Source organism: uncultured Acinetobacter sp. (assembly GCF_947624825.1).
In the GTDB taxonomy this organism is placed as follows: domain Bacteria; phylum Pseudomonadota; class Gammaproteobacteria; order Pseudomonadales; family Moraxellaceae; genus Acinetobacter.
Genome location: NZ_CANQLZ010000081.1, coordinates 1 through 7,720, shown reverse-complemented (window position 1 = coordinate 7,720; position 7,720 = coordinate 1). Strand labels below are relative to the sequence as shown.

At 38.6% G+C, this 7,720-nt stretch carries 10 protein-coding genes; 2 read left to right on the top strand and 8 right to left on the bottom strand.

Annotated elements, in window-relative coordinates:
* A partial coding sequence (locus Q0017_RS12670; RefSeq protein ID WP_298147445.1) for a transposase occupies nt 1-462 on the top strand: 462 nt, incomplete at its 5' end.
* A 149-nt stretch (nt 463-611) separates the two neighbouring features.
* On the opposite strand, the gene bioD is transcribed toward Q0017_RS12670, so the two are convergent.
* The 8 genes from bioD to Q0017_RS12630 all read right to left on the bottom strand — a co-directional run bounded on the left by bioD (nt 612) and on the right by Q0017_RS12630 (nt 7,137).
* Nucleotides 612-1,274 (bottom strand): dethiobiotin synthase, encoded by a 663-nt coding sequence (gene bioD, locus Q0017_RS12665; protein ID WP_298147442.1) that lies wholly within the window; start codon nt 1,272-1,274, stop codon nt 612-614.
* Nucleotides 1,274-2,029 carry a malonyl-ACP O-methyltransferase BioC gene (gene bioC / locus Q0017_RS12660; protein WP_298147439.1) on the bottom strand — a complete coding sequence of 252 codons (756 nt, stop codon included), beginning with the start codon at nt 2,027-2,029 and terminating at the stop codon, nt 1,274-1,276. Before bioC ends, bioD begins: the two co-directional genes overlap by 1 nt.
* On the bottom strand, nt 2,026-3,192 hold the full coding sequence (locus tag Q0017_RS12655) for an 8-amino-7-oxononanoate synthase (protein WP_298147437.1): 1,167 nt from the start codon (nt 3,190-3,192) through the stop codon (nt 2,026-2,028). The genes bioC and Q0017_RS12655 overlap by 4 nt, the downstream gene beginning before the upstream one ends.
* The gene (gene bioA / locus Q0017_RS12650; RefSeq protein WP_298147433.1) at nt 3,189-4,469 is read right to left on the bottom strand and encodes an adenosylmethionine--8-amino-7-oxononanoate transaminase; all 1,281 of its coding nucleotides are present in this window, start codon (nt 4,467-4,469) and stop codon (nt 3,189-3,191) included. Before bioA ends, Q0017_RS12655 begins: the two co-directional genes overlap by 4 nt.
* Before the next feature lie 69 nt (nt 4,470-4,538).
* Nucleotides 4,539-5,273 carry an alpha/beta hydrolase gene (locus tag Q0017_RS12645; protein ID WP_298147430.1) on the bottom strand — a complete coding sequence of 245 codons (735 nt, stop codon included), beginning with the start codon at nt 5,271-5,273 and terminating at the stop codon, nt 4,539-4,541.
* 68 nt (nt 5,274-5,341) lie between these two features.
* Nucleotides 5,342-6,340 (bottom strand): biotin synthase BioB, encoded by a 999-nt coding sequence (bioB, locus tag Q0017_RS12640; protein WP_298147448.1) that lies wholly within the window; start codon nt 6,338-6,340, stop codon nt 5,342-5,344.
* Nucleotides 6,341-6,551: 211 nt separating this feature from the next.
* Nucleotides 6,552-6,824: a NadS family protein gene (gene nadS / locus Q0017_RS12635; protein ID WP_298147427.1), complete on the bottom strand. Its 273-nt coding sequence runs from the start codon at nt 6,822-6,824 to the stop codon at nt 6,552-6,554.
* A complete protein-coding gene (locus Q0017_RS12630; RefSeq protein WP_298147424.1) occupies nt 6,817-7,137 on the bottom strand; it encodes a type II toxin-antitoxin system RelE/ParE family toxin in 321 nt (106 codons plus the stop codon). Before Q0017_RS12630 ends, nadS begins: the two co-directional genes overlap by 8 nt.
* A gap of 179 nt (nt 7,138-7,316) precedes the next feature.
* Here Q0017_RS12630 and Q0017_RS12625 point away from each other — a divergent pair.
* A partial coding sequence (locus tag Q0017_RS12625; protein ID WP_298147422.1) for an alpha/beta hydrolase occupies nt 7,317-7,720 on the top strand: 404 nt, incomplete at its 3' end.

Genomic DNA, 7,720 nt, shown 5'->3' with positions numbered 1-7,720 from the left:
ATAGAAGCAGAACTCAGGAAAAAGACCGATGGTACAGCAGAACAGCGCCGCGAATACCGACAACAGCATAGTCAACCGGTGATGCAACAACTGTATGAATGGCTCAACCAACATCAACTGACGGTGCCATCGAGTTCTCCCACCGCCAAGGCCATCAATTACACGCTGAAGCGTTGGCCAGCTTTAAGCCGCTATCTGGATGATGGCAATCTACCGATTTGCAATAATTGGGTAGAGAATCAGATGCGACCTTGGGCCTTAGGACGCAAGAACTGGCTGTTTGCTGGCTCGCTGCGCAGTGGCCAACGAGCTGCCAATATCATGACTTTAATCCAGTCAGCAAAGCTCAATGGCTTGGATCCGTATGCCTATTTAAGTGATGTGCTGAAAAGGCTACCGACACACAAAGTGACCCAAATTGAAGAATTACTGCCACACCGGTGGCAACCCGACCAAAATTAAAAAATAGGTATGGGGTTCAGCGGATGCTTACAAATAAGCCTCAATTTATAAAGATGTAAAATCAGGCTTATCCATGATTCGGGTTATGTTAAGTAAAAAGACACCTCATAGTGCCTTTTATAAGAAAATAGCTATGCAAGCTAGAAAAATTAAATCAGATTTTTAGTCTGAGGAAGTAAAGGAACATCCCACCATTCTACCTGTTTAAAGTGCTTATTCAGATAAGCCTTTAAATAACGAATGGTATCATTTGCAATCACTTCATCTTTTGCATTGTCTTTATGATTAAAAGCAACCGCATGCAGATGAATACCATACTGTTGAATGGCAGCTAAACTTAATAAGGTATGACTAATACTGCCTAATCGACCTGAAGTGACTAAAATCACAGGATAATTTTGCTGTTTAATATAATCAATCGTGAGTACATCTTCAGTCAAAGGCACCATTAAACCGCCTGCACCTTCGATCAAGACACGTTCATAGTGATCCACTAGAACATCGGTAGCATGCTGAATTTTTGCAAAATCTAGTTCACGACCATCAAATTTTGTCGCCAAGTGAGGTGAAGCCGGATAACTAAAAATTTCAGGCATGGTTAATTTTTGCTGATCTTCAGGCAATAAACCACAGCCCATAATTTCACGATGTTTTCGAATATCTTCCGAGATGTCGATATTTCCAGTTTGAATTATTTTTTGGGTAATGGTTTTAAAGCCTTGTTCACACCATTGTTTTGCCAAATAACCAGTGGCGACTGATTTACCAATATCGGTATCAATACCACTGACAAAGTAAATTTCTGCTTTCATTATTTTTTCCGAGCAATGATCCAAATAGGATGATAGGTCAATACATATTGACCTGATTCCTGATGTCTAAATTTTTGATAATCTTCACAGAACTGATTTAAAGATGTCTTTGTCCAACGAAAACCTTGTGCTGTTGCATGAACCCCTGTGGCTTTAATATGTTTTAAAACAGCATATGGATGGTCAAAATACAGTTCAATCCCTTGATACTCACTATGAAGTACGTCAAATCCAACGCGCTCTAACAAATGCACAACTTGATCGCAGTTTAGATACTGTAAACCTTGCCCCGTTAGTGCCTTTATTTCTTTTAAATTCTGTTCTGCATAACTGGCAAAACAAAAATATCCATCAGAATTTAAAGCGTTATAAATACGTTGACTGAGATGCTCAAGATCTTTCATCCACTGTAAAGCTGAGCAAGAGAACACCCCATCTAATGATTGTGGTAACTCAAGTTGTTCAATATCACCAATACACCATTTCAGGCGTAAATCCTGTGCAAAGTATTGTTTAACTTCTGGATAAAGATCATTTAAATACACCTGTTTAAGTGCTTGATATTTCAGAATTTGTTGCGTAAACAGTCCTGAACCACAGCCAATCTCTAGTACATTTTGCAATTTTTGCATAGGGACATGCGCATGAATCAGTTGATTTAGCTGTTGCGCAACTTGTAATTGTGCTGTTGCTTGTTGGGTGTAACTTTGCTGTGCTTGAGCAAAGCGTTTTGCGATTTGTGCTGTTTCAATCATAGTAGCTGCCTTAAATGCTCAAATAAGGTCACCAAATGTTGTTGCTGTACATTTTGATTCAGGCAAATGCGTAATCGAGCTGTATTTTGCGGTACTGTTGGTGGTCGCACTGGTAAAACATAATAACCTTGGTTTTGTAGCATCTCTGCTACTGCGTTGGCTCTTTTTGCCTCACCTAAAATCACTGGAACAATCTGTGAGGTCGATGGACAATCCAGTCCAAGCGCTTGAACATTTTGCCGAGTATCATGTGATAAGCGTGCTAAATGTGCTCGCTCTACTGATAAAGATTGCATGTGCTGAAAGACAAATTGTGTCCAAGCTGCACTGATAGGCGGTTGTGCCGTACTAAAAATGAGAGATCGCATAAAGTTAATTAAATAATTTCGAATGGCCTCATGACACACAATATAGCCACCAACTGAGGCAAGTGCTTTACCAAAAGTCCCAACTAAAAAATCAATTTGATCCAAAACATCATATTGTTCAGCACATCCTAAGCCACGCTCACCTCGAACCCCAATCGCATGTGCTTCATCAACATAAAGTAGTACTTTAGGATGTTGTGCTTTTAAAGCAACTAATGCCTTTAAGTCCGTTTCATCACCATCCATACTAAAAATAGATTCTGTCACTACAATGATGCGTTCAATCGTTTGATCTTCTTGGTATTTTTCAAGTAATTGCTTTAATTGCACTAAATCATTATGACGATAGCGTAAGTATTTAGCTGATGAAAGTCGAATTCCATCAATGATACTGGCATGTACCAACTTGTCGGCTAAAATAAGGGTCTTACTATCACTGAGTGCAGGTAAAATCCCAATATTCATATGATAACCGCTGTTAAATAACAGAACTGAACGCCTAAAAGCCTGTGACATTTCTGCTTCTAATTGTTCAAATGCAGGATAATTTCCCGTGAGTAACCGTGAAGAACTTGCACTTAAATAACGTTTATCATTAGTTAGTTGATCAAAAAAGGCTTCTCTTAAGGCTAAATTACCTGCTAAACCTAAGTAATCATTAGAGGCCAAATTAAGGAGTGATTTTCCTTCTCTCTCTAAAATAAATTCACTTGAAATATTGGCTTTAAACTGCCGATATTGTCCTTGGGTTTTTAAAGCATCGAGTTTTTCTTGGAAGTAATCAAGATGATTCATGCGCACATTTCCATTGCTTGTAGCATTTCAATTAAATGTTCAAGCAAAGTGTTTAACTGTACATCGCTAATCACATAGGGTGGCATCACATAGACGAGCTTGCCAAATGGGCGAATCCATACACCACGTTTGACACATTCTGCTTGGAATTGAGCCAAATCTACATTCTGATTTAACTCAACCACACCAATAGCACCAAGCACGCGTACATCTTCTACAATGCTTAAATGTTCAACTTGTTGTAATTTTTGCTTTAAAGTTCGTTCGATACGTTGAATATTCAATTGCCAATCTTGCTCAAGTAAAAGTTGGGTACTTTTTACTGCCACTGCACATGCCAATGGATTGGCCATAAAGGTCGGGCCATGCATAAATACCCCGGCTTCGCCTTGTGAAATTGTAGTCGCAACGGCTTCAGTGGTGAGGGTGGCAGAGAGTGTCATATAACCACCGGTCAAGGCTTTGCCTATACACAGAATGTCAGGAACAATATCCGCATGCTCGTAGGCAAATAACCTACCTGTACGCCCAAAACCTGTGGCAATTTCATCTAAGATGAGTAAGACGTCATATTGCTCGCATAATTGTTTAGCCTGTCTTAAATATTCAGGATGATAAAAACGCATCCCGCCTGCACCTTGCACAATCGGTTCAATAATCAAGGCGGCAATATTGTGATGTTGTTGTATGAGTAAAGTTTCTAAAGGCTCAAGATCTGCTGCATTCCACTGCCCATCAAACGGGATTTCTGGGGCTGGAACAAAGAATCGATTCGGTAAACTACTGCCAAAAATTTGGTGCATCCCAGTGACAGGATCACACACTGACATGGCATTCCAAGTATCTCCATGATAGCCCGAGCGTGTGCTAAGAAAATTGGACTTATTCGGCTGACCTTTGGCATGCCAGTATTGCACCGCCATTTTTAGCGCTACTTCTACCGCAACTGAACCTGAATCAGCAAAAAATACTTTATCCAGCTCAGGTGCGGTTATTTCTAATAATAATTTTGCTAAATCAATTGCAGGTTGATGAGTAAAACCACCAAACATGACATGTGACATAGACTCCAATTGAGTTTGTACAGCTCGATTCAGTTCAGGATGGTTATAGCCATGAATCGTACACCACCATGACGACATGCCATCAGTCAGTTGCGTGCCATCTTCAAGTTCAATCAACGCACCTTGTGCTGCCTTCACTTTATAGCACGGCAAAGGATTGAGCATCGATGTATAGGGATGCCAAATATGCTGCTGATCAAAGAGGTCGTACACTGAGCTTCCATTTCCAAAAAACTAACCTTTTTTGATCTTAGCTTGTCTAATTTGAAAAGAGAATCTCAATTAAAATGCCTCGAATTCATCAGAGATGCTCATTTCTAAAAAATTCGAGATCCTTTCAAGAATCAACTTGGGTTCGAACAGGATGCGATCGTGTGTGCCCTTTAAAATTTGAATTTCTATTCGATCTTCTGCGATATACTTTACTTTTTCAGCAACTTTGCAAGGAACGAGCTGATCTTGTTCTGAAAATAAAAATAAGATCTTGCTCGCATGATTTTTTAACATTTCACGCAAATCTAATTGTTCAAGCAGATAGAGATGTTTTTTTTGATAGTTTAAATCAATATAAGATAAATTGTTTTGTAAGGTTTTCGCACGTTTTAGTGGTTCTTCTGAACCCATTGTGACCAAGTGACAAAAGCGTTGTAATCCTTTGAGTGGATTGCTATTCATCAATTTTGAAAATTGTTGGTACTGTACTTGAGGCATCGCCTCGAACCAAGCTGCCTGAGCAACAAAAGATGGATTCGACATGCAACAAATGACGGGTAAATCAATTTCACGTTGAGTTTGTAAAGTATGGGCAAGATATAAGGCAAGCTGCCCACCTAAAGACCAACCGATTAATAGCTGACTGTATTCGGCACGACTTATTTTTTCTGCCAAAATCTTCGGATGAAATGGGTCAAAAATATCCCAAAGATCAACTTTATGACCCTCTGCTTCTAAAAGGTCGACAAAAGGTTTAAGAACGTGGTGCCCTAATCCCCACCCCGTGATCACAATAATGTTCATTTTCTCAACCCAAGAAAAATAGGATCAACACTAGAGCGAATTGATCCCATGAAATATAAATCGTTTGATTAAGCTTCAATCGCTTGCATAGCATCTACAGCCAGTTCTTTCGCAGATGGTTTTGCTGCTTCAGCTTTTAAGCCTAATTTTGCAAACAAGACTTTATCCTTACCCTCGCCACTATTCGGTGCAGTCAATAATTTATCACCTGAAAATAGCGAATTAGCACCTGCCATAAAGGCTAAGGCTTGATCTGAATCGGACAGTGATTCACGCCCTGCTGAAAGACGGATATAGCTTTTCGGCATAATTAAACGTGCAACTGCAATGGTGCGAATCCAGTCAATCACATCGAGTTTTTCAACGTCTGCCAAAGGTGTGCCTTCAATTGGAACTAACATATTAATCGGCACAGATTCTGGGTGGATGGGCATGGTCGCTAACTCATACAAGAGCCCAATACGATCTTGTTTCGCCTCACCTAACCCGACAATGCCACCACTACATACGTTAATGCCGGCTGCGCGAACATGATCTAGGGTATTTAAACGATCATCATACGTACGCGTGCTGATGACATTGGCATAATATTCACGTGAAGTATCTAAATTATGATTATAGTAATCTAAACCTGCTTCTTTTAAACGCTCTGCTTGAGAAGCATTTAACATCCCTAAGGTCATACAGGTTTCCATACCAAGTTTTTTGACTTCCTGAACCAGTTCTAATACATAAGGCATATCGCGTTCATGTGGATTACGCCATGCAGCACCCATACAAAAACGGGTCGATCCTGATGCTTTTGCTTGTTTTGCCTCTGCAATAGCTTTTTCAACTTCTACACGTTTCTCAATTTCTAAATCTGTATCGTAATGTGCAGATTGTGAACAATATTTACAATCCTCAGGGCATCGTCCTGTTTTAATAGATAATAAGGTACTCACCTGTACGGTGTTGGCTTCAAAGTATTGACGGTGAACCGTCTGTGCCTGAAAAAGTAAGTCCATTAAAGGTAAATCGTAGAGCTGTTGAATTTCAGCACGTGTCCAATCGTTACGAATCATAATTAAAAATTTCATTAACAAAAATATTTTACTAATTAGAATAACGCCTTTTTTTGTACTATTCTTTAGCAAGATATAACAAATTATATTTAATATTGAACGCTTTTCTATCAAATTAAGAAATAAAACTCTTAAATTTTTCTAAAACTAACATAATACAGGTTATACGAAGTCAAAAATGGGAACCATAAGCTCCCATTTTTACTGTATTTTTTTAAATAAGACTAGGATGTGAATCTAAGATTCGAATTAATGTTGCTGCTGGTCCTGTTGGATAGCGTCGGCCTTGTTCCCAATTTTGCAGAGTACGATGGCTAATGTGGAGACGTGCTGCAAATTCGCTTTGACTTAAACCAGTTTTTTCTCGCACTTCCTTAATATTTGGTAATTTAAGTTCGGTTGTTCGACTTGCTTGGATCTCTTTGCGCTTGATTGCTCCTGCTTCTTTAATCGAAGCAACTAAGTCGTCAAATAAGTTGTTATCCATGAAATTGCTCCTTCACGAGTTGGTGCAGAATTGTGGTTTCTTTATCCGTTAGATTATCTTTTACAGATTTTGGATAAGCCACTAAGAAAAAGATTTGGTCATCCTCATTTACCCAATAGTAAATTACACTGATACCGCCACTTTTACCTTTATTACCTTGAGCACAACGTACTTTCCGAATGCCACCGCCATTCTTGATTAAGTCACCTTTATCTGGCTGAACCAATAGATCTTGTTGAAGTTGACGATATTCTTCATCAGATACAAGGTCTTTGATTTGCTTGGTAAAGATACTGGTTTCAATGAATAACATAGATTCTTTATACGTCAATGGCGTATAAGTATTTTAGCAGTTTTCAGATCAAAAAACGAGAGCCGTAGCTCTCGTTTCATATAATCGCCATTATGTTAAATGCATCAAAAACTTATCTAGACAAATGAAGTTATACAAGATAGTGTTTTAGCGGTTAAAATTTTTAAGATTATGAAAAGATGGAAAAAATAGTATTTTTACCAGGTGCATCTGGAAACCTTGATTTTTGGAAACCTTTGATTGAGTTTTTACCAGAAAAATATGAAAAACAAATTATTGGCTATCCTGGTTTTGGAAATATTGCGGAGGATACTAGCTTAAAGAATTTTAGTGATTTAGAAGAATACGTTACAGGGAAAATTAATTCAGAATCTATTCTAATTGCCCAATCAATGGGAGGCATTTTTGCTGTTAATAAAGCATTTACCGATGCTAGTCTAATCAAAGGTCTTGTTTTAATAGCAACATCAGGAGGAATCGATTTAACTCCATTCAACGTCCAAGACTGGAGAACTGAATACCAAGAACAGTATCCAAGATATCCCGAATGGTTTATGACAACAAATGTAAATTACGATGAGTA

Coding starts and splice junctions, on each gene's coding strand:
- bioD (WP_298147442.1), bottom strand. CDS start 1,274: ATGAAAGCAGAAATTTACTTTGTCAGTGGTATTGATACCGATATTGGT.
- bioC (WP_298147439.1), bottom strand. CDS start 2,029: ATGATTGAAACAGCACAAATCGCAAAACGCTTTGCTCAAGCACAGCAA.
- Q0017_RS12655 (WP_298147437.1), bottom strand. CDS start 3,192: ATGAATCATCTTGATTACTTCCAAGAAAAACTCGATGCTTTAAAAACC.
- Q0017_RS12645 (WP_298147430.1), bottom strand. CDS start 5,273: ATGAACATTATTGTGATCACGGGGTGGGGATTAGGGCACCACGTTCTT.
- nadS (WP_298147427.1), bottom strand. CDS start 6,824: ATGGATAACAACTTATTTGACGACTTAGTTGCTTCGATTAAAGAAGCA.
- Q0017_RS12630 (WP_298147424.1), bottom strand. CDS start 7,137: ATGTTATTCATTGAAACCAGTATCTTTACCAAGCAAATCAAAGACCTT.